The following is a 20,002-nucleotide window of genomic DNA, read 5'->3' on the forward strand; positions in this document are numbered from 1 at the left end:
TCCCCCCGCCCCGCATACCCGGCTCCTGTGCCTCGACGTCGAGACCGCCCCCGACCGCGCCCGGATGCCGGCCGCGTGGGGGGCGAAGTTCCCCAAGCCGATCTGGCACCGGGTGGTCGCGATCTCCGTGGTCGAGGCCCGGATCGAGGCGGACGGGGACGGCTTCGAGCGCTACGCCGTCGTCGGGTGCCGCTCCGGCGGGGCGCCGGACTGGGACGAGGCGCGCCTCCTGCGCGGCTTCTGGGGATATTTCGCGCGGGAGCCGAGCCGCGTCGTGACCTGGAACGGGCGCGCCTTCGACCTGCCGGTGCTGATGCAGCGCACGATGGTCCACGGGCTCACCGCCCGCGGCTGGCACGGGGACGGCGGCCGCCACGGCTACACCAACCGGTACCGCGAGCGCTGGCACTGCGACCTGATGGACGCGCTCTCGACCTACGGCGCCTGCGCCCGCCTCTCCCTCGACGAGGCCGCCCGGGCGCTCGACCTGCCGGGCAAGATCGGCGGCCACGGCGGTGACGTCGAGGCGATGATCCTGGCGGGCGAGGTCGAGCGAGTGCGGGCCTATTGCGAGGGCGACGTGCTCAACCTGTTCGGCCTGTACTGCCGCTACGCCCTGCTCACCGGGCGCCAGGCGCCGGCCGGCCACGCCGAGGCCCTCGCCGGCCTGTCCGCCTACCTCGCCGGCGAGCGCGCCGGCCGTCCCCATCTCGGCGCGTTCCTCGACGCGTGGCGCCCCCCGGACGCCGCCGCGGACGGCGCCGGGTGACGCGCGGAGCGAAGCCGGGGCGCTCAGACCCCGGCCGGCCCCGCCCGCTTCCACCATCCAGACCCCGCCGCGGTCCCGGACGCCCCGACCTGCCCGCGCCGCGCCCGACCGGGAGAGCCCCATGCCCCAGACCTGGTTCACCGCCGACACCCATTTCGGCCACGCCAACGTCCTGAGCTTCTGTGGCCGGCCCTTCCCCGGGATCGCCGAGCACGACGCCGCCCTGGTCCGGGGCTGGAACGCCCGGGTGGTGCCCGGCGACGACGTCTGGCATCTCGGCGACTTCGCCCTCGGCCTCGATCCGGTCGCCCTCGCGCGCGTCTTCGCCCGCCTGCATGGGCGCAAGCACCTGATCGTGGGCAACCACGACCACAAGGCGACCCTGCGCCTGCCGTGGTCGTCGCCGCCGCGGCAGCTGCACGCGATCTCGGTGGCGGGGCGGCGCGTCGTGCTGTGTCACTACGCCCTGCGGTCGTGGCACCGGATCCACGCCGGCGCGGTCCACCTCTACGGGCATACGCACGGGACCATCCCGGGCACGCGCCACGCCGAGGATGTCGGGGTCGACGCCTGGGGCTACGCGCCGGTCTCGCTGGCCGAGGCCCTCACCCGCATGGCCGGGAACGCGCTCCTGGAGGACGAGCTCCGGCTCGCCGCCGCGGGCCGGGATCATCCGGGCGCGGACGCCGACGCGGACGGGCGATCGTGAGCGGTGAGCGGGCGCCCCGCTCAAGCTGGAAGTTCGTGGCCCCGTCTCGCCCGACCCGGAGATCGGGCGGAACTCGGTGACCGGGGCGTCAAGGAACAGTCGGCCCCGCGCCGCGGCGCCCTACGGTTTCGGGCCGAGGGCCGCGAAGGTCTGGCGCAGGCCGGCGTCGAGATCGTAGCGCGGGCGGAAGCCGACCGCGTCGCGCAGCCGCGTCACGGCCGCCTCGATGCCCGCCGGTTCGCTCGCCGGGAGCGGGCGGGCGCCGAAGTCGATGAGGTCGGGGCGGCCGGTGAGCGCGCCGATCCGCTCCAGGATCGCCCGGACCGGCACCGCCGCGCCCGAACCGACATTGACCGGGCCCGCGACGTCGGACTCGACCAGGGCCGCGAACGCCCCGGCCGCGTCCGCCACGTGGCTGAAATCCCGGCGCTGGTGGCCCGGGCTCGTGGCGAAGCGCGCGCCCGAGGCCAGCGCCCGGATCGCGTCGCCGACCAGCCGGCCCGGCCGCTCCCCCGGCCCGTACAGGAAGAACAGCCGCCCCCAGGCCAGGGACAGCCCGGTCTCGCCGGCGTAGGCCGCGAGGATCCGCCGTGTCCCGTCCTTGGCCGCCCCGTACAGGGTGGCGGGGACGCAGGGCGCGTCCTCGCTGAGGCGCTCGGGCCCCCAGGCGTACTCGGCGCAGGTGCCCGCCACCACCGCCCGCCCGCCGCCGGCCTCCCGGAAGGCGCGGACCAGCGCGAGGCTCGCCGCGACCCAGTCGAGGTTGGCCGCCGCGCGCCAGTACAGGCCGGGTTCGGCGTACCAGGCGAGGTGCAAGAGATGGCTCGCTCGGACTGCCTGAACCGCCGCCCGGACCGCCCCCGCGTCGAGCAGGTCCACCGGGTGGAACGCGACCGTCGACGCCTCGGGCCGCGCGCGGCCCAGCGCGTGGATCTCGAAACCCCGGGCCCGGAGCGCCGGGATCGCGTGGGTGCCCACGAAGCCGGTGGCGCCGGTGACGAGGACGCGGCGCGCCCCCGAACTCATGCGCCCGGATCCGCGCCGTCCCAGGCCGGGAAGGCGCGGTCGCGCTCGGCGATCACGCTCACCGGCTCCGGCCAGGCGATGCCGAGGGCCGGGTCGTCCCAGCGCAGGCCCCGGGCGGCCCCGGCCACGTAAGCCCTGTCGATCATGTACAGCACCTCCGTGTCGTCGCGCAGCGTCTGGAAGCCGTGCGCGAACCCCGCCGGGACGTAGAGCGTCGCCCGGTTCTCGGCCGAGAGCGCGATTTCGGCCGCCCGCAGGTAGGTCGGCGAATCCCGGCGCAGGTCGACGATCACGTCGTGGATCGCCCCCCGGGTGCAGCGCACGAGCTTGGTCTCGGCGTGCGGCGCCACCGCGTAGTGCATCCCGCGAACCGTGCCGCGGCGCAGGTTGAACGACACGCTGGATTGCTTGAACCGACCGACCAGGCCACGTTCCACGAGGGTGTCCTCGCACACGGTCCGGGCGAAGAAGCCGCGCTCGTCCGCGTGCGGGCTGAGCCCGATCCGGTAGGCGCCCGCCAGCGGCAGTTCCTCGAAGATCACGCGGGCTCACTCCACCGTCAGGCTCGGGATGCAGGTGACGAAGCGCCCGCCCCATGCCCGGATGCCTTCCATCTCCTGCATGATCTCGGCCTTCAGGTTCCACGGCAGGATCAGCACGGTGTCCGGGCGCAGGGCGAGCAGCGCCTCAGGCGAGACCACCGGGATTCGGCTGCCGGGCAGGAGCGTGCCCTGCTTGTGCGGCGAGCGGTCGGCCACCGCCGCGACCAGTTCCGGGCCGATGCCGCAATAGTTCAGGAAGGTGTTGCCCTTGGCCGCCGCCCCGTAGGCGCAGACGCGCCGGCCCGCGCGGCGCTCGCCGATCAGAAACTCCAGGCTGGCGCATTTGATCTCGACCACGGCGTCGGCGAATCGCGCGTAGCCGTCCGCCGAGAAAAGCCCGCCCGCCCGCTCGTCGGCGAGTACCGCCGCCACGGCGGGCGTCGACGCGTGCGGGCCGTCGGCGTGGCAGAAGAACACCCGCAGCGAGCCGCCGTGGGTCGGCAACTCCTCGACGTCGAACACCCGCAGGCCCGAGCGCTCTAGGATTCCGGAGACCACGCCGAGCGACAGGTAGGAGAAGTGCTCGTGATAGATCGTGTCGAACTGCTTGTGCTCGATCATCCGCAGCAGGTGCGGGAACTCGAACGTGCCGGCCCCCTCGGGCTTCAGCAGCACCTGGAAGCCGGCGACGAAGTCGAGGATGTCGGGCACGTGGGCCAGAACGTTGTTGGCCGCCATCAGGTCGGCGCCGTGGCCCTCCGCCTTCAGCCGCTCCGCGGTGGCGCGCCCGAAGAACGCGACCTCGCTCGGCACGCCCTTCGCGCGCGCGACGGCGGCGACGTTGGCGGCCGGCTCGACCCCCAGCACCGGCACGCCGCGGGCGACGAAGTACTGCAGCAGGTAGCCGTCGTTGCTGGCCACCTCCACGACCCGGCTGTGCGGCCCGAGCCGGAAGCGCTCGGCCATGGCGGCGACGTAGCTCTCCGCGTGGCGCAGCCACCCGGCGGAGAAGCCGGAGAAGTAGGCATAGTCCGAGAAGATGTGCTCCGGGCTCTCGAACGCTTCGAGCTGCACCAGCCAGCAGCGCTCGCACACGAAGGCGTGGAGCGGATAGGCCATCTCGCCCTGTCCCGCGCGCTCGGGCGGCACGTAGGAATTGGCGAGCGGCGACAGGCCGAGATCGGCCACGGTGCGGGCGAGCGGCGCGCCGCAGGACCGGCAGCAGGCGCGGGGCGCGGGGGCCGTGAGGGTGTCCGTCGCCGCGCTCATGCCGAGTCTCCCACCCAATGTCCCGCCACGTTGTCCGCCGAGTCCCGGTCCCCGGACACCGCCAGCGCCTCGTAGCGCCCGATCTGTTCGAGGGTCAGCGCCGCGGCATCCGCGCCCTGCGCCTGCGCCCGGTACCACGCCCCGGTCCAGTCCAGAGCCTCGGCGAGCCGCAGGCGCCGATCCCAGGCGAGATGCGCGCGCGCCTTCGAGGCGTCGACCTTGAGGAAGGTGGCCTCGTGCGGGTGCGTGCCGGCGGCGAGCCGCCAATGTGCGCCCGCGCCCCAGCCCCGGGCGAGGCCGGCCACCACCGCGGAGACCGGCTGGCAATCCGCGTCGGCCGGGCCGAGGTTCCAGCCCTCGGCGTAGCGAGCCCCGTCGTCGCCGCACAGGGCCTCGGCCAGGCGCAGATAGCCCGAGAGCGGCTCCAGCACGTGCTGCCAGGGCCGCACGGCGCCCGGCGCGCGGATCTCCACCGGCTCGCCGCGCCCAAACGCGCGGACCACGTCCGGGACCAGGCGATCCAGCGACCAGTCGCCGCCGCCGATGACGTTGCCCGCCCGCGCGCTGGCGACGCGCGCCGGATGGCCGCTCGCGCCGAAGAACGAGGCGCGATAGGCGCTGGTGACCAGTTCGGCGCAGCCCTTCGAGTTGGAATAGGGATCGCGCCCGCCCATAGGCTCATCCTCGCGATAGGCCCAGACCCACTCGCGGTTCTCGTAGGCCTTGTCGCTGGTGACGATCACCACCGCCTGGACCGTGGGGCAGGCGCGCACCGCCTCCAGCAGGTGGACCGTGCCCATGACGTTGCTGGCATAGGTGCCCACCGGATCGGTGTAGGAGGGCCGCACCAGGGCCTGGGCGGCGAGATGCAGGACGATCTCGGGCCGCGCCTCGGCAACGCAGGCGGTGAGCGCGGCGAGGTCGCGCACGTCGCCGATCCGGCTGTCGATCCGCGCGGGCAAGTCGGCGAGCGCGCACAGGCTCGGCTCGGTCTCCGGCACCAGCGCGTAGCCGGTGACCCGGGCCCCGAGGCGGGCGAGCCACAGGCTGAGCCAAGCGCCCTTGAAGCCGGTATGGCCGGTGACCAACACGCGGCGGCCGGCCCAGAAGCCCGGATCCGGGTTGCGCACGGTCATCGCACGCCCCCCATCACCACATCTTCCAGGGGGCGGCCTTCGTGGCCCAGAGCGCCTCAAGCTGGTTCTTGTCGCGCAGGGTATCCATCGCCTGCCAGAATCCGGCGTGACGGAAGGCCTGGAGCTGTCCCTCGCGCGCCAGCCGCTCCAGCGGCTCGTTCTCCCAGACGGTGGCGTCGCCCGACACGTAGTCGAGCACCCGCGGGTCGAGCACGAAGAAGCCGCCGTTGATCACGGCGCCGTCGCCCGCGGGTTTCTCGCGGAAGCTGCGGATCGCGTCGCCCTCCAGTTCCAGGGCGCCGAACCGGCCGGGGGGTGCCACGGCGGTCAGCGTCGCCATCCGTCCGTGGGCGGCGTGGAAGGCTGCGAGCGCGGTGAGGTCGACGTCGGAGACGCCGTCGCCGTAGGTCATGAAGAACGGCTCGGCCCCGAGATAGGGACGCACGCGCTTCAGCCGGCCGCCGGTCATGGTCTCGGGCCCGGTCTCGATCAGCGACACGCTCCAGTCCTCGGCGCCGGAGCGGTGGAACTCGATGTCACCCGAGCCGGTCGCCACCGTCACATCCGAGAGGTGGAGACGGTAGTTGAGGAAGAATTCCTTGATCATGTACCCCCGGTAGCCGAGGCAGATCACGAACTCGCGCACGCCGTGGGCGGCGAAGCCCTTCATGATGTGCCACAGGATCGGCTGGCCGCCGATCTCGACCATCGGTTTCGGGCGCGTCCCGGTCTCCTCCGACAGGCGCGTCCCGAGCCCGCCCGCCAAGATCACCGCCTTCATCGATCCCTCCCCGGCCATCCCGTCGCTTCCCTCGGGGCGGCAGCCCGGACGGCAGCGAAGGGGGCGCCTCGACCGCCACGCGGCGACCGACCTCCCACACCGACACCGCGCGGCTTACGCGCGAAGGCCGATGCTGTTCAAGCCGCCGCCCGCGCAGGCCGCCATCGGGACCGCGACCTGGCCCGATCACGGGGGCTGCTGTGCTGGCCTCGCCGCGCCCGCCCGATCGCGGCCGGCCGTCGCCATCGGCGCGCTCACGCGGTCCGCCCGGGGCGATCCCGATCTGGGCGGCCACGGATCCCCGGCCGGACGGAGCGCGGGGCCCGTGGGCGTCGATCGCACCCTAGATCTGCCGGCTCGCCGCCGCCATCCGCCAGCGCGCCGGGCCCGACCCCGTCGAGCCCGGCGGGGAGCTACGCCTCGATCACCGTGGCGGGGATCGCACGGCCCCAGGATGCGAGGGTGACCTCCGCGCGGGCACCGGAGCCCAGCGCCTCGTAGCCGCGGGTGTAATTGTCGTGCACGAGGAGGTTGGCCTGCGCGCCCTGCCGGGACGTCTCGCTGATCGGCCAGAGCGGCGGCGCGTAGCCGCGGCCGTCGGCGCCGACGATCAGGCAGGTCAGACCCAGGGCGAGGACCCGCCGGGTCAGGCCGTCGGGGCCGCTCTCCGCGAAGAAGGCGTCGAGCTTGGTCGCGATGGCGTAGGCGCCGAGCAGCGCCACCGCGTGCTCGCGCCGCATCGCGAAGGCGTTCGTGCGCAGATGGGGGTTGGGAAACGCCGGAAACAGGCGGTTGATGTAGCGCAGGCTCTCGAACGAGCCCGTGGCGCCGACCATGCCGACGCCGGGCATCTCCAGATTGCGCAGCAGCTTGGCGAGCCAGGACGGCGCGTTGAGTTCGGCGTTGGTGTTGAGGAAGCAGACGTGATCCTCGCCGACGCTGCGCAGGGCGTCCGCGTAGGCGCCGAGGTCGAAACTGAGGTCGTCGGTGTCGATCGCCGTGAAGGGCAGGCCGTCGAAGATCTCCTCCGCGGTCGCCCGCTGCGCCGCGTCGGCGAAGCCCTTGAAGATCACGTAGAGCCGGTGCGCGTGGCCGGCCGGATGCGCCCGATAGGACGCCACGAACCGCCGGAACCGTTCCGCGTGGTCGGCGTCGTAGCCGCGGGCGAGGTAGATGACGGCGGCGGTCCGGATCGACATGGTCTGCGGGCGGCTCCGACGACGGGGGAGGCCGCGCAGCGTCGGTCGCGGCCACTGCGAGGCTGATAAAGCTTGCCGAGCGGCATGACGAGGGGGCGCCGGCCAAATGGACGAGGCCGCGTCGTAGACGGCCGCGCCGGGCTCGGTCCCCGTCCGAGCGATGACGGGCGTCTATGCGGGCCGCGTGTTTGATGCATGCGCAAGCCCGGGACTTTCGCGGATGCAAGCGACGAGGAACCGGGCCCGGCTGTCCTCGCCATCGACCGCCCGGACGGCGGCGTCATCGTCCGCGATCGAGGCCGGGCGGGACAGGTGCGACCGCGGCTCGACCGCGCAGAGGACGCCGCGAACGGGCGGTTGCGACCCCGGGTGCCGCGGTGGGACAGCCGACGGCATCCGCTCGAACCCGGAGCCAGCAGCTCGGATCGCTCCGCCGCTGCAGCGGGGCTGGGGCGCCCATCCGGTATCCGGCGATCCGGGCGGACGCGTGCCCATCGGCGCGCATGCCGTCCGCACCTGCCGTCCGCCCATCGCTTCGCCGCGCCGCCCATGAGCGCCGGGGGCGGCGCGCGATCCGTCAGCGGCTCGGGATCGGCGGGATCGCATCACCGCACAGCCCGTCGTGAGACGTCCGCGGCTGCGCGGCGGCTCGGGGCGGCTCGGGGCGGCGTGAGGGCATTCCGGTATGCGGGATGCCGGTCAAGGGACCCCGGGGACGGCGCCGGTTGCACGGTCCCGGGCGGCCAAGCCGGGCGAGCGAGATACCCGCTCCCGCGCCCGACGATTGCGGTGTCGGCCGGCGGGGCACTAAACGGGTCTCGGCGCATCTCGCGCGCCCGGAACAGGCTGGCATGACGGTCGAGATCCAAGGCAACCTCAGCGCCAACACCATCGTGTTGTCCGAGAAGTTCCGGCGCTACTCTACCGGCAGCATCCTGTTCACCGGAGAGGGCGCGCGCGTCGAGATCGACGGGCCCGTGACCAGCGGCGACGTCTCGCTCACCGTCGGCTCCCACGCCTCGATCACGATCGGCCCGGATTGTGTGATCGGCCGGCTGAGCCTGAGCGCGTTCGGCGCGGGCGCACGCATCGACGTCGGGCGCGAGGTCGGCTTCGCGGGCGCGGTGAGCCTCAGCACCCACGAGGGCAGCCAGATCAGCATCGGCGCGCGCTGCCTGATCGCGGGCGACACGGTGTTCAGCACCTCGGATTATCACACGGTGTTCGACGTCACCACGGGCGAGCGCATCAACCAGGCCGCGGATATCCGCCTCGGCGAACACGTCTGGGTCGGGGCGCGGGCGATGGTGCTGAAGGGCGCGAGCATCGGCCACGATTCCGTGGTCGGCGCCGGTTCGATCGTCACCGCCGGGTTCGGGCCCAACAGCCTGATCGTGGGCAACCCGGCCCGGCTCCTGCGCTCGGGCGTCGGTTGGCGGCATTGACGCGCGCCCCCGCGAGGGTGGGCCGGGCGATCCGAGTGCTGGGTTGGGCCGGTAGCGCTCGGGGTATCGCCGGGCTAAGGGCTGGGGATTCGAGCGGGCGCGCGCTGACCTTCGCGTCATCGCTCACGCGCGGGGGGGCTGGTGGAGCGGATCGGCACGGCCCGCTTCGGTGGGCCGTGGCGACGAGGGAGGGCGCGTGAGGGGCAAACAGGATCGGACGGGGATCATCCGATCGGAGGGGGGCGTCTCGACCGGCGCCGCGGTCGCTCCGGCCACAGGCGTCAGCGGCGCGGCCCTCCGATGATTCGCCACACCCTGCTCCTGCGGTTTGGCGTCGGGGCAGCCCCCCCGGAGCGCGATGCCGTGCTCCAGTCGCTGATCGCGCTGTGCGACCGGGTCGGCGAGGTCGCCTCCTTGGCCTACGGCCCCGATGTGGATCCGCGGGCGCGGGACGGCTTCACGCACGCCTTCGTCATCGTCTTCGGAAGCGAGGAGGCGCGCGACGCGTTCCAGGCCCTGGCGGGTTACGCGGCCGCGCTGGAGCGGCTATCACAGGTCGCGGACGCCGTGCAGGTCGCCGATTAGCGCGCTGGCGGCCGAAGTGGGCGCCAGTTCGAGCGCGGGCGTGTCGCATCGCGGGATCACGGTCGTTCGCGGGGCGGCCGGGGACGGGTCCGGGCAGGCCGCCTCGCTCGGTCCGTGAGCTGTTCGCTCAGATCCGGTCGTCGAAGGCCAAGTTCTCCGCCGGATACTCGATCATCAGCCGGCGCTGAGCCTCGGAGTTCGCCCAGTCACCGATCTTCATGTACCCGCCCCCGACGTCCCGGACCTCGATGGCCTGGCCCACCGTCTCGATCGATTGAAAGCCCTGCGGCCAGTTGCACGAGAAGTAGAATACCTGCTCCACGCGCGCCGATACGTGGCAGACGCCGGGGCCGAACGAGCCGAAGCCGAAGACCAGGTAGCGACCGTCGGCGATCGCCGCGACGTCGTCCGCGAGCGTGCCGCTCTGCGTCGTCAGCGCAAGGCCGGCGCCCGCGATATAGGCCTCCAGCGCCGGGATCACCGGGTTCGCCCGGTTCTCGAACACCAGCTTGACCGATCGAATGCGGCCCTCTCGCCGCAGGCGCTCGATCACCATCCGGTAGAACGCCAGCGGCGGCTGCGGGTAGTTCGGGTCGATCCAGGTGCTGAAGATGTCGCCGGAGCGGATGTGGATGATGAGCTGATCCTCAGGCTTGACCGGAAACACCGCCGGCAGGCCGTTGAACACCGGCCGGATGTACCTGTGGACGATCTCGCGCATCGGCAGCGGATCGCGCGCCGCGACGAGGGGCTGGAACGGCGTGTCGAAGAACATCCCCGACAGGAAATAGCCGTCGTCCGGCAGCGGCTCGTCGGCGGGGATGAATGTGATCTCCCGACAGGTCAGGCGTTCGCGCAGGAAAATCGCTTGGCTCCGATCGACCGCCGGGATCTTGATGAGCCTCAACCCGAGTGCGCGCGCGACCGAGATGGCGATGGCGTACTGCACGAGGCAATTACCGAAGGCGCCGTTCTCCAGGAGCGCGATGCCAACGAGCGCCTTCGATCGCGGGCGCTCGGCGCTCACGAGGCTGTAGGAGGTGTGCAGCACCGCGCCCGGACGTTCGTGGAGGATGTTGAAAGCGACGCCGAGCCGGGCGCGGAGGCTGATCAGGTCGAGCGCCGCCGCCTCGCACCAGACCTGCAGGCGCGCGTCGTTCGACCCGACCCCGGAGGGGAGCGTGGCGCGGACGTGGCGGGCCCAGCCGGCCGGCCCGGCCCCGACGCGCGCGCGGATCGCGCCGTCCGCGGCGATCTGCGACGTGGCCTCCGGCTCCGACCAAGTCCGCCCGTCGGAGGAGACCGCGAGCCGCAGTGCATCGCCCTCCCCCGGTCCGACCGGGCTCACCGAGACCGCGTGGATCGGGAAGCGCGCGCCGAGGTCGACCTGAAGTGTGAGCGTCCGGTCGGCGCTCGCCGGTGCCTCCCCCTCCCCCGCGGGGAAAGCCGGGGTAATCCCACCTGACGAGCGGGCGACCACCCCGGTGATCGCGAGATCGATCAGGTCCCCGCTTCGATCGGCTGTCGCGGCCATACCTTGCACCCGTCCCCAGCCCGCGCCAAGCGCGCCTTCGGTCGCCTAACGGTCCAAGCCTCGGTGAGGCAAGCCGCCCCCGGGTGCAGGACCGTATTGACTGCCGGAGCACGGGGCGGTTGACCGCGCGTGCGCCACCTGCTCAGACCCCTGCGATGACCGCGCCCTTCGACGATCCAAATCTCTTCGTCAACGTCGCCCTCGGCAAGCCGGCGACGCAGAGTTCACGGCCTGGATGGTGCTCGTTGGAGCCCGACGGGCTCGTAAACGGCGATTTCGGCGCGGAATACAATGCCCACACCGAGGCGGACGAGCCGTCCTGGTGGCAGGTCGATCTCGAACGGCGCTTCCCCCTATCGGCGATTGTCGTCCACAATCGGCGCGAGCACGCCCGGGAGGCCGCCCGGTCCCTCCGGGTCGAGGTCTCGGAAGACGGGTCGAACTGGACTCTGATCCATGCCGGGCTGACGCATTTTCGGGCGCGCGGACAGGCGATTCCTCTGCAGCTCCCCCTCGCCGGCCTGGTTTGGGCGCGCTTCATCAAGGTGTCCCTCGACGAGCGCCAGCCCCTGGTGCTGAGCCAAGTCGAGGTCTTCGTCGAAAGGCCGGCCTACGAGCTGATCGGCCTGCGCGAGGACCTCGACCTCGACGTCCCGCTCCTCGCCGAGGCGCCCGGAGCGGTCGAGCAGATGAGCTACGCCCTCGTCGGCGCACCGGGCACCCGCGACGCCCCGCTGATCGGCGTGTCGCTCGTGCTCAACGGCGCGCTCGGCAACGGCCTGATGCAGCACACGATGGCGATCGCCGTCGCGCGCAAGTTCGGCCTTCGATACTTCAAGCTCGCCACGCGCGACACCAGCGGCGTCATCGCGCGCACCGAACCGGTGGACCTCGGCGGCCTGACCTTCTTGCCGAGTCCCCATCCGCTCCCCGCGGGCGGCTGGTTCCTGGAGGGCTACTTCTGGGAACTGGAGCACCACGCGCGCTTCGCCCGGGATCTGCTCACGCCGAGCCAGAGGCGCGAGACGGTGCGGACGATCATCCACCCGCTCTACAATCTGTTGCCGCCGGTGTTCGCGCCGAAGCCCGCGGACGAATTGATCGTCCACATCCGCTCGGGCGACGTATTCAGCACCTGGGTCAACGCGGCCTACATTCAGCCGCCGCTGGCCTTCTACACCCTCGTCATCGACCGCTTCCTGCAGGCCGGCCGCATCACACGGGTCAAGCTGGTCTATGAAAACCGCTTGAATCCAGTGATCGACGCGCTGGAAGCCCACCTCGCGGCGCGCGCGATCCCGTTCTCGGTGCAGAGCGGGACCATCGTCGAGGATACCGCCGCCCTGGTGAATGGGCGGTACCTCGTCTTCGGCTTCGGGACGCTGGGCCCGGCGATCTGCTACCTGTCGGACGCCGTCGAGACCGTGGTGTCCTTCTCGAACGGCCACGATCACGGCTTCCGGGAAATCCCGACGGTGGGGAACGTGGTCGAGGTGTTCGACGCGGGCGACTACATTCGCCCAGGCAGCTGGAACAACTCGCCCGAACAGCGCCGGATGATGGTCGAGTATCCCGAATCGAGCCTGCGTATCGAGGGGACGATCTGATCCGATCCGATCCGATCCGGCGCCGCGCATTCGCGCCCGCGGCGATGCGCAGGGCCCCGGTCCGAAATCCGATCTCGGCGCTCGAGTTCGACTTCGCGTCCCCGTGCGCGATCGGGCGTGAGCAGAGGCGTCCCGATCACGGGCGCCCCGCGCGCGGCTGTTCGCGCGGGGCGCGCGAGCGGCGGTGTCATCAACGGATTCGGCTGGCCGACCCCTGGGCCGTGTGGCTCGATGCGGGTCGGAACCAGGGCGGCCTCCCGGCCTCGCAGCCCGCGCACGCGACGATCTGGACGGCGGTCGAGGGTTCGGACGTGAGCGTTGGGCGTGCGCGTGCTGGGGGGCTTGCGCGGTCGCGCGGCAGCTTGGTTTCGCGAGGCGTCGTGGCGCAACGCGCCCTTGGCTCCCCTATCGCCTGGACGCCGTATCGTTTTGCTGGGCCATTCTCTCGATGCCGACGGCGAGCACCCGCGCGATCTCTTCATCCCGCCGCGAACCCCGACCGATCTCCCGGCAGAACGAAGCCGCTTGGCGCAGCCCCTCGCTGTGGGCTGCGCCCAAGGCCGCGATGACAGTGTTGATCGTGCTCGTTCGCTCCGCATCGCTACCCCTCAGTTGGGGCAGCAGGAAAGCGATGAGATCGAGTTTCCACTCGGCCCGGGTCTCGGGTGCGTCCATGCTCATCCCTTCACCGTGTGTGACAGCAAGATCGCGGTGCGCACCATGTCGCGTTGGCGCCCATCCCGATCGGTGAGCGGGGCGTCCTGAGACGCCATGTGGCTCGCCATTGCCGCCGCACGATGGAGGGTCAGTCATTCGCCAGTGGGTGGGCTTCGCTGGCGAGCTCGGTGAGCGCGGAATCGACCGCCGCGGTGACCTCGCCGCCCGTTGCGTCGGAGGTGTTCCGCGGCTCGAAAACGGTCGGGTTCCTAGTCATGGTGCAGAGCTAACGCAGCGGGATGGGGGTGTCTATCGTCCTCCCGGTTCCCTTGTCCAAGGCGGGGGCGCACCCCTCGCACGGCAAAGCGCCCTCTCCGCATGTTCGATCCGGAGTCAACGGCCACACGCCGTTCCGCCCAGTGGGGGCCGCGCTGGCGTCCCCAGACGGCTCGATCACAGCGGGCCGCTCCCGGGAGGACCGCGCCGAGCCTTACCATCAAGGGTTCAGGCCGAAGTGGGACCCGGAAACCTCATACGGAATCAGTGGGTATTTTGCCCCTGAGGTCCCACCATTCAGGCCGCCAACGCCCGGCTCGTTGGCCCCGCCGCCCGATCTGATCACGGGCTGGCCGGGGGCATGCCACCCTTCATCGCAGGTGTAACCTCTGGCTTGCCGTGGCTGAATTGGCCCTATCGATTCGAAGGCGGAATATCACATCTAACATCGGCTTCACTTGGTCGGCGGATCGTCACATGATCGAGGGTATCCCGCCTTCGTGGTGCCGTGATTATCCTCCGTGATCGCTCGAAGAACGGAACTAAGTAGGGTTGGAGAGAAGGAATGGCACCGAGCCTTGCGCGAGCGGTAGGCGTGGCGCGCACTCTGAAGACGGCCGCGCGCAACTTGGCGCTCGGACGCGACGATGCGCTTCCGGTCACGCCGGAGCTGAGCGGGGGGCCATCTCATAAGGTCGATGCCGACATCCCCGTCGACATTGGCTGCATCAAGGTCTTCCGCGCCGAAAGCTTCCCCGAGTCCGGACCGAGCCCGTGGCTTGATCAGCCCGACGCACGCGACATCATTGAGCGGCGCCTAGCTCGCCGGGAGATCACACCCAGACAGGCTGAAATCTGCCGGTACTGGGAAGCGAACGGCTACTACGTCCTGCGCGGCGCGATCGATCCCGACACGATCGACGAGGCTTGGGCCGCCTACGAGGCCGCGATCGTTCGCGGCGAAGTCACCCTAGGGGCAGAGAAAGCCGCGGAGGACGATCCTCACCCGGGCCGCTACCTGAACCCACACCTGAAGGTAGAGGAGCTGGACCAGCTCTTGAGACACCCGGTGCTGGTCAACTTCAGCAGTATGGTGTTGGGCCGGCCGGCGATCCCGTTTCAGACCATCGCGTCACACAAGGGCAGCCAGCAGTCCGAGCATTCGGACTCGATCCATATGACCACCTACCCGCTCGGGTATTTGGCCGCCTGCTGGATCGCCATGGAAGACATCCACGCCGATGCGGGACCACTGGTCTATTACCCCGGCACCCATCGCCTGCCGTACCTGTTCAGCCACGATGTCGGCATCTCGACGGACGACTTCCGTGAGCGTGGCTACAGCGCCTACTCCGAGCACTATGAGCCTGCGATCAAAAACGAGATCGCTGAGCACGGAGCGAAGCCGGCGCATTTCACGGCGCGCAAGGGCGACGTGCTGTTCTGGCATGCGAACCTGCTTCACGGCGGATCGGCCCGGGCCGACATGCAGCGCTCCCGTAAGGCCCTGGTGCACCACTACTTTGCTGAAGGCTGCGTCTGCTACCACGACCTGTCGGCGTCGACCTCGGCCGTGCACGGTCCGGTCGAGAGCCTGCCGACCTGCGGGGCCTCAAGCCCTGACATCAAGGTGCGCAATCAGATTGCGCGGTAGCACCGATCCCATCACCGGCTTGGTCCCACCGCCCGCTGCCTCCGAGGATGCGCGATGATGTGTGAGCGGAGGCTGATCGGCGCTGGCGATGTCCGATTGATGCGTGGGAGGGCTAGGCGACCAGCCGAGCCTTCGCTTCGTGAATTAGGTAGCTATCGCGATCGTTGATATCGCGGATGATCGGGCACGTCTTACAGGGTGCAGGTGGATTCGCGGAGTTCACCGACCAGCGCAGCTCCTGGTAGCGTGGGCCGTTCCAGATCTCCTCCATCGTGTTCTCGTGCAGATTGCCCATCTTCAGGCCGGGCACGCAGCAGGCGAGCACGTCGCCGTTGCCCAGCACGCCTGCCCCATACCAGGGTATGGAGCATGGGAGGCGTCCGACGACCCTCTTCGTCGTGAACGGCTCCGGTATGAACAAGTGACTGATGCCTAACTCGTTTGCCAGCGCGATGCTTTCTAGCCGGACCGCGTTGAAGCGTTCGCGCTCGTGCCAAAGCGATTCCTCCGCCATCTCTGGTGTGAATGGCATCAGATGGCGGGCGTAGACAATCTCCAATCCTAACGAGTGCGCGAGGCGCAGGAAGTCGGGGAACTCATCGAGGTTGCTGCGCATCAGGGTGAAACTGATGGCGATGCGGTGCGTACCGCCGAGACGGCCTCGCGCCTGCACGGCGGAGCGGATATTCTCGATCACCTTGGCCAGCGGGGGGGCCCCCTTGCGAACGCGCCGGAACGTCTCCTCTGTTGCTGCATCCAGGGAGATGCTCAAGTGATCCAGCTTTGAGCGTGCCAAGCGCTCGCTGACTTCCGGGGTGAGGTGCGAGCCGTTGGTATCGATGACGAATGACACGTCGAGATCGATCAGAAAGTCGAGCTCGCCGCCGAAGCGTGCGTCTGCCCAGAGGATGTCACCGCTATAGTCGCTGGCGATCTCCTTAAGGTGCCCGGCGGCGACCCACGAACGGATCTGATCTCTTATCGTCTCGGGCAAGCGTTTGACCGACTTGCGCGTCTCCTGCGAGATGCAGTGCGGGCAGTTGAGATTGCACTGCGTTACCGGGCTCCACATAAGATGCGTTGGGACCGGCGTATCGGCCAGCAGAGGGGCGTAGGCGGTCCGGGCGCGTAGGCCATATTCCAGTTGGTGGTACTGCCGGCTGTATAGCGCGACGTGTCCAGGCAAGCGTTCCGTCCCACTCGACATCCATGCCGTGGCGGCCGCGCCGGGCTGGGAGCCGATAGCTTCAATCGTCAGGACGAGCAGGTCACCCGCGCGGACATCCGGCTTGGGAAGATGCAGCGTGACGTACATATTGTCGTCGATGTCGTCCTCGGTCAGCGTCAACGCGACGAGGAGTTCTCCATCATCGTCCCCGAGAGCGTCGAAGTAGCTGCGCCGGCGAGATCCGAAGAGGCTAGTCCATGAACGCATGCGGGGCCTGAGGTCGCGCTTCACCCGGCGCAGACGTAGCGTAACCTCGCCCTCTGGTTTGCGGCCCCAGGTGGCCAAGATCACCGTCACCGTGGATAAAGCGTCAGCCTCGGCGCGGAAAAACTGGGTCAGGGTTAGGCCTGGCACGAACTCGTCTGCGGGCCTCTCGGTGCTCATCATCTCTGCGCGTCTCGTATCGGGCGGCGAGCCATTTGTTGGTTCGTCGCATCGTCGTGCCTGCCCAGGCAGACGACACTTCGAAGGCACGGCCAACCTTGGACCATCAACCAGAAGCTGAAATGTGGTCATAAGGTTGTCAACGCGTAAACAGCTCGATCCCGGGCTCGGCCCCACCCCGATCTGCTCACGGCGCGGGGGATTGTCCGATCTCACGAGCGGTTAAACCCATCCGCACCGCTATTCGTGATGCGCGTTGGTCCCAAGCGGTTACGGCGCGGGGCTGCTGGGGCAGCGCTGACAGTTCCAGGTGGGGACCGGTCGCTCAAGCGGCGCTACAGGCGAACTCTGGACTAGCCACGTTAGCATTTCAGCGCGCAAGCTGAGCAGAATGGCGGGTCGCTCGCCGGTGATGAGACGCCAGCGTTCGACGAACACGGCAACCGGCAGTATGGCCAATGCATCCGCGCTAGACGTTAGGCCATTCTCTGGCGCCTGCACGGGGGTACCCATGTGCTCTGAACGGTCGCTCCGCTCATACCGCCCATTCCTTTGTCTGAGATGGTGAAGGGGGTGTTCGCGCGGCCGGTCGCGTAAAAGCCCGCGCCGGCGAACCGGGCGGGCTAAATTTGCCCTCGAGCGGCGGCGGAGATGCGCGCGTTGCCGTGACAATACGAAGGGTCGCAGTAGCCGTTACCTGCCGCACAATCGCTACAGACCTATCCGCCAGAGCAGAAAAATATCGAGCAAATATCGTACATATTTATCTGCTTCAATGCGTTATTTTAATCATTATATTATACTGTTCTGAGAAACGTACTTGAATATTTCATATCTCATTGTCGAGAGCCTGAAATATCAAAGGAATATGCTTCCTAAGAAAGCATCCAAAGCAACTGAATTAGTTTTTGACCTCAGACTCGGGTTGCTTTTGATCCCAGAAACGAATTCCTATTTGGTAGTGGTCATACTGCTGCCTCCCTATCGTTGAGGCAGCAGTATGAACTAGAATCCTGGACGCTCGCAACCCTATGAACCGCATGGTCGGCGAGGTAGATAATGGGCAAAAGAAAGCCCGCCGCGGCACTGAGCCGGGCGGGCTTGCTGATCGACAGGGGTGGTAGGATCAACACAACGCCATGAGCGCCTGCAAACCGCTGGCCTGGTCGGCATAGCGGTGCGCGTCGCCGATGATCGCGCCGTTCCCATCGGTGATGTACCAGCCGCTGTGAACGGCGCTTCCAGCCTTCTCGTGGAAATCGATGTAGGTGACCTTCAGCATCGGATGGATCCTCGGATTGCGCGTGGCTGGACAATCCAGGCTGGCCTTCGGTCGTTCCGACAGCAGCGCTTGGCGCATGTAAAAGCCCCGCCCGGCGGTTGTCCGGTGCGACGATCGGTCAGGCGCGCACCTCGTCGAGCACAGTGGTCCGACGGCGGGTGACCAGGGCCGGCGAGACCGAGTCGGCGCTCTCGAACACCGTCACGACTTCGCCGGCACACGCCGCATGCCGCTCGAAATCGTAGACGTAGCGATAGCGGCCCAGGTACGGGACAGGCATCGTCGGGATGGGCAGCCCCTGGCCCGCGGATGGCGCGGCCCGGGCATCCAAGATCGCGATAGGATCGCCTCGGTTTCCGGACCCCCGGTTCGGACCACGAATTCTGATCGCCCGGTGCGCCGGTGCGGGGCGGCCCGGAGAACGCTCAGCTCCATCCAGTCGCCGGAGCCTCGTCGCGGACGGGCTCAAACGCCGGTGAGAGCGGACGCTCCGCCGCCCCGTCAGCAGATCGATGTGGGGGCGAGTGGCCCGATGAGCCGGAGGCCCGGCGCGAGCCGAGCGAACGACTGCGCCATCGCGCGATGGCCGGGATCACCACCGGCGGCTCGGTGGCGCTTTCTCACGACCCGCAGTCGCTGGCCGACCCGAGGGACCGGGATCGGTCAAGTCGGCTCTCGGCGGCGATGGATGCTCGCGACAGGTCGCCCGCCACCGAAGCCGACGCACGCCACCCCCTCGGCTGATCCGCCCGCCTCGACGCTTGCCGGAAACGAAGCGGCCTCCCGACGTCGTTCTTGCCCGGGAACCGGCACGCTCCACGATCGGGATGCACGTCGTCGGTTCGGGCGACAGAACCGCCGGGATCCGGATGCATGTGTCTTTGGGCGGACGGACCCCACGCCGGGACGGAGACGTCGGCGCCCCCCGTGACGCCTCTAGGCCGAGGTCATCACCATCAGCATGCGGGCTGCGGTCAGGATCTGCTCGTCGGAGCCATTCGGCATGTCGGCCACCACCGTCTCGATGATGCCGCGTGCGATGCCCTCATAGAGGCCGAGTTCACGGGCGAAGCCGCTCAACTCCGTCATGATGCGATCGGCGACCGCCTCGCGTTCCGGATCATCCAGTTTCAACGCTGCACCGACTGCACCGGCGGGATCGCGATACGGGTCATGGCGTGCTTCCAAGCCGGCCGGTAACGGCGCCGGCGTCCCTTCAACATCCGTCCCTCGCGCGGTGAGGTCAAGGCCGGCGGCCTCGACCCCGGTGGGGTGCGACCCCCATGTGCGTGCCGGCTGCGATCGCCCGACCGTCGGGATCGCCATGGCACAATCGGAAACCCGCGTCGCCATCGGCGTCCGCAACAGCGCGATCGAGGCGGGCGGAGCGCTCAAGCGTGTGTCGCGCCGCGTGTCGGATGGCCGAACCGCGGGAGATCGTGGGTCGGGTCTTGGCGATACGATACCGCGCGGGGCGCCGGATCGCCCCTCGCGACGTCGGTGGGCTTTGGGCGCACTCGCGCGGGGCGACCTCGGGCCGAGGCCGGCGTCTCTGGCGGCGGTGGTACGGGCGAGCACGCCTCGGGCGGGCGCAGCGCGCCGGTCCGGACGACCGCCATGGCGGTGAGGTCCGCGACGTGCCGGTGCTCGTCGCCTCCCGGCACCGCGACGGGCGGGGACAGCGGTGCGGCGTGCGATCGACGGATACCGCCAGCGATGCCCGGCCAGCGCTTGGCGGGTCAGCACCGCGCGGACATCGCCGCCGGTGCCGTCGTGCCTGACCACCTCGACGTCACCGGTCAAGCCTCACGGGCCGGGGGGCCGGCTCGATCGCGATCGCGCAGCCGACCGTTCGGCGACCGGGAGCGGCAGGATAGTGAGAGCCCGCGCGGTCCGATCCTCAGGCGCCCGGGATCAGC

At 69.7% G+C, this 20,002-nt stretch carries 18 protein-coding genes; 6 read left to right on the top strand and 12 right to left on the bottom strand.

The genetic code is table 11. The annotated features are described in order from the left end of the window. Positions 1-769 (top strand): 3'-5' exonuclease (locus WYO_RS02985; protein ID WP_007558902.1); only part of this gene is annotated, 769 nt, incomplete at its 5' end. Between the two features lie 121 nt (positions 770-890). Then, a complete protein-coding gene (locus tag WYO_RS02990) occupies positions 891-1,478 on the top strand; it encodes a metallophosphoesterase family protein (RefSeq protein WP_007558904.1) in 588 nt (195 codons plus the stop codon). A 120-nt stretch (positions 1,479-1,598) separates the two neighbouring features. Here the strand turns inward: WYO_RS02990 and WYO_RS02995 are convergent, their stop codons facing one another. The 6 genes from WYO_RS02995 to WYO_RS29265 form a co-directional block, all read right to left on the bottom strand. Continuing rightward, complete coding sequence (locus WYO_RS02995) at positions 1,599-2,504, bottom strand: NAD(P)-dependent oxidoreductase (RefSeq protein ID WP_007558906.1); 906 nt, start codon at positions 2,502-2,504, stop codon at positions 1,599-1,601. After that, positions 2,501-3,046 (bottom strand): dTDP-4-dehydrorhamnose 3,5-epimerase family protein, encoded by a 546-nt coding sequence (locus tag WYO_RS03000; protein ID WP_007558908.1) that lies wholly within the window; start codon positions 3,044-3,046, stop codon positions 2,501-2,503. Before WYO_RS03000 ends, WYO_RS02995 begins: the two co-directional genes overlap by 4 nt. A 6-nt stretch (positions 3,047-3,052) precedes the next feature. After that, positions 3,053-4,315 carry a class I SAM-dependent methyltransferase gene (locus WYO_RS03005; protein WP_007558910.1) on the bottom strand — a complete coding sequence of 421 codons (1,263 nt, stop codon included), beginning with the start codon at positions 4,313-4,315 and terminating at the stop codon, positions 3,053-3,055. After that, complete coding sequence (gene rfbG, locus WYO_RS03010) at positions 4,312-5,451, bottom strand: CDP-glucose 4,6-dehydratase (RefSeq protein WP_007558912.1); 1,140 nt, start codon at positions 5,449-5,451, stop codon at positions 4,312-4,314. The genes WYO_RS03005 and rfbG overlap by 4 nt, the downstream gene beginning before the upstream one ends. Positions 5,452-5,464: 13 nt before the next feature. After that, positions 5,465-6,232: a glucose-1-phosphate cytidylyltransferase gene (gene rfbF / locus WYO_RS03015; protein ID WP_007558915.1), complete on the bottom strand. Its 768-nt coding sequence runs from the start codon at positions 6,230-6,232 to the stop codon at positions 5,465-5,467. 413 nt (positions 6,233-6,645) lie between these two features. Continuing rightward, positions 6,646-7,431 carry a hypothetical protein gene (locus WYO_RS29265; RefSeq protein WP_007558917.1) on the bottom strand — a complete coding sequence of 262 codons (786 nt, stop codon included), beginning with the start codon at positions 7,429-7,431 and terminating at the stop codon, positions 6,646-6,648. Between the two features lie 851 nt (positions 7,432-8,282). Here WYO_RS29265 and WYO_RS29270 point away from each other — a divergent pair. After that, the gene (locus tag WYO_RS29270; protein ID WP_007558918.1) at positions 8,283-8,876 is read left to right on the top strand and encodes an acyltransferase; all 594 of its coding nucleotides are present in this window, start codon (positions 8,283-8,285) and stop codon (positions 8,874-8,876) included. A 300-nt stretch (positions 8,877-9,176) separates the two neighbouring features. After that, on the top strand, positions 9,177-9,461 hold the full coding sequence (locus WYO_RS03030; protein WP_007558920.1) for a Dabb family protein: 285 nt from the start codon (positions 9,177-9,179) through the stop codon (positions 9,459-9,461). Between the two features lie 127 nt (positions 9,462-9,588). Here WYO_RS03030 and WYO_RS03035 read toward each other — a convergent pair whose 3' ends face one another. Continuing rightward, positions 9,589-10,995, bottom strand: a complete 1,407-nt coding sequence (locus tag WYO_RS03035) for a hypothetical protein (RefSeq protein ID WP_007558923.1) — start codon at positions 10,993-10,995, stop codon at positions 9,589-9,591. A 155-nt stretch (positions 10,996-11,150) separates the two neighbouring features. Between WYO_RS03035 and WYO_RS03040 the strand changes: the two genes are divergently transcribed. Then, positions 11,151-12,602, top strand: coding sequence for a discoidin domain-containing protein (locus tag WYO_RS03040; RefSeq protein WP_007558925.1), 1,452 nt, complete (start codon positions 11,151-11,153; stop codon positions 12,600-12,602). A gap of 405 nt (positions 12,603-13,007) precedes the next feature. On the opposite strand, the gene WYO_RS03045 is transcribed toward WYO_RS03040, so the two are convergent. After that, the gene (locus tag WYO_RS03045) at positions 13,008-13,277 is read right to left on the bottom strand and encodes a hypothetical protein (protein WP_039902060.1); all 270 of its coding nucleotides are present in this window, start codon (positions 13,275-13,277) and stop codon (positions 13,008-13,010) included. Positions 13,278-14,100: 823 nt separating this feature from the next. On the opposite strand from WYO_RS03045, the gene WYO_RS03050 reads away from it, so the two are divergent. Beyond that, positions 14,101-15,189, top strand: coding sequence for a phytanoyl-CoA dioxygenase family protein (locus WYO_RS03050; RefSeq protein WP_007558930.1), 1,089 nt, complete (start codon positions 14,101-14,103; stop codon positions 15,187-15,189). Positions 15,190-15,301: 112 nt separating this feature from the next. Here the strand turns inward: WYO_RS03050 and WYO_RS03055 are convergent, their stop codons facing one another. The 4 genes from WYO_RS03055 to WYO_RS30670 all read right to left on the bottom strand — a co-directional run bounded on the left by WYO_RS03055 (position 15,302) and on the right by WYO_RS30670 (position 19,409). Continuing rightward, the gene (locus tag WYO_RS03055; protein WP_007558932.1) at positions 15,302-16,804 is read right to left on the bottom strand and encodes a radical SAM protein; all 1,503 of its coding nucleotides are present in this window, start codon (positions 16,802-16,804) and stop codon (positions 15,302-15,304) included. Positions 16,805-17,927: 1,123 nt separating this feature from the next. After that, entirely contained in the window at positions 17,928-18,083 is a 156-nt protein-coding gene (locus tag WYO_RS31410; RefSeq protein ID WP_007558934.1) for a hypothetical protein, read from the bottom strand. A 118-nt stretch (positions 18,084-18,201) separates the two neighbouring features. Beyond that, the gene (locus WYO_RS31415; RefSeq protein WP_165486539.1) at positions 18,202-18,363 is read right to left on the bottom strand and encodes a hypothetical protein; all 162 of its coding nucleotides are present in this window, start codon (positions 18,361-18,363) and stop codon (positions 18,202-18,204) included. 656 nt (positions 18,364-19,019) lie between these two features. Next, the gene (locus tag WYO_RS30670; protein WP_128754930.1) at positions 19,020-19,409 is read right to left on the bottom strand and encodes a hypothetical protein; all 390 of its coding nucleotides are present in this window, start codon (positions 19,407-19,409) and stop codon (positions 19,020-19,022) included. Positions 19,410-20,002: the final 593 nt, after the last annotated feature.

The organism is Methylobacterium sp. GXF4 (assembly GCF_000272495.1).
In the GTDB taxonomy this organism is placed as follows: domain Bacteria; phylum Pseudomonadota; class Alphaproteobacteria; order Rhizobiales; family Beijerinckiaceae; genus Methylobacterium; species Methylobacterium brachiatum.